The organism is Proteiniphilum sp. UBA1028 (assembly GCF_002316955.1).
In the GTDB taxonomy this organism is placed as follows: Bacteria; Bacteroidota; Bacteroidia; order Bacteroidales; family Dysgonomonadaceae; genus Proteiniphilum.
In genome coordinates this window covers 1-1,430 of sequence record NZ_DCEN01000079.1, presented here as the reverse complement: position 1 = coordinate 1,430, position 1,430 = coordinate 1, and the positions used below count along the sequence as shown (strand labels likewise).

General features: G+C 46.2%; 1 protein-coding gene. It reads right to left on the bottom strand.

The window, feature by feature from the left end; genetic code table 11:
- Window positions 1-20: 20 nt before the first annotated feature.
- Window positions 21-1,430, bottom strand: a 1,410-nt coding sequence (locus tag B3Z75_RS13185; protein WP_294072609.1) for a glucoamylase family protein, incomplete at its 5' end; no start/stop codon positions are given.

Here is a 1,430-nt window from a genome sequence, read left to right as displayed (position 1 = left end):
TTTTTTCACCCACAGATCATTCAGGACAGAGGATTAAAGGAAAATTGAAATCCCAAATTAGTCAGGCCTCTTTGAATTTCAATATCGTTCATCAGTATGTTCCAAAGCAGAGAACTCCGGTAATTTTCGATCATAATAATTATTGGCCCCTGGTCGATGGCAATATGTTGGTTATCGAACCAGCCCACGGAAAGATTAAATGCGTCTGTAAATCCGTAGTCTGACCAGATCTTGTCTCCCAGTTTGTAGTAAAAAAAACGGAGAGCCTTCATTGATTCTTCAGGCGTGTAGGGCATAGATGCCAATGCGGCTGTGGGAGCAATCACGCCTCTGTCGTTGGTTGGAGAGTGGGCACTGTATCCCTGGTTTCCGTCACTGGCTGTCAATCCCCAGCAATATTCACTGTATCCGGTATACTTCTTCGGATTGTCTGCACAATAGAGATGATTGATTAACGAATGATTCCTGTTCTGTTCCCAATAGTCGGCATAGCGATCCTTCAATCCTTTTGGATTTATTCCCAGAAATGAATAATGGGCGAAAAAGAGAGGGCCTCCTGTCTCGGGACCCAGAGGCAACCGGTGACCATAGTATGTGGCATTGTTAATCATATTGCCGTTGCGGGCCCACCCCTGATCATATACCTCTTTCGTAATCGGATGCGTGGGTGATGCCGCTGCGAGAATATAGGTGATAAGGGATTCGTTCCATCCTGAAACTTTCATATTCATCTGCCATCCGTACTGTGGGCTCCAATGCCAATAAAGCACATTCTCGCTCTCCTTTTGGAACCACTTCCAGTCAATTTCTTCCCATAAAAGAGTAATCTCATTCCTTAGCTTTATCTCCGCAGGTGTGGATCGACTGAAATATCCCCTTGCGGTCAGCAAGCCCTGGAACAGCAACGAGGTTTCTACCAGGTCGGCTCCATTGTCATATGTGCTAAAGGGTAATGTAGCGCCCGTCTCACCGTGAATCCAATGAGCAAAAGCCCCGTGATAGCGGGTTGCTTTACTTTTCAGAAACGCCACAATTTTCTCAATACGAAACAGCGCTTCGTCTCTTGTGATAAAGTCTCTTTCTACTGCTACAATCATCGCCATTACTCCAAATCCTGTACCGCCGGTAGTTACGGTATTGCCCGATGAGCTTCGTTCGCGAGCCATTCCGCTCACGGGGTGTCCGAAGTCCCAGAAGTAGCGGAATGTCTGTCTTTGTACCAGGGTCAGCAGTTCTTCGTCGGAGATACGTGGAAATTTATCCGAGCCATCCATTCCGGTAGAGATAGAATATACTTTGCCGGTAAGAATGCGATTACCGGAGATTGCATATAATCCTCTGCTGATTTCCAGCCGATAGGAAGAGAATGATTCCAGTTTGTTTGCTGTTTCAATCTGCACGGATTGACCATGCAGTATGAAGTTCAACTG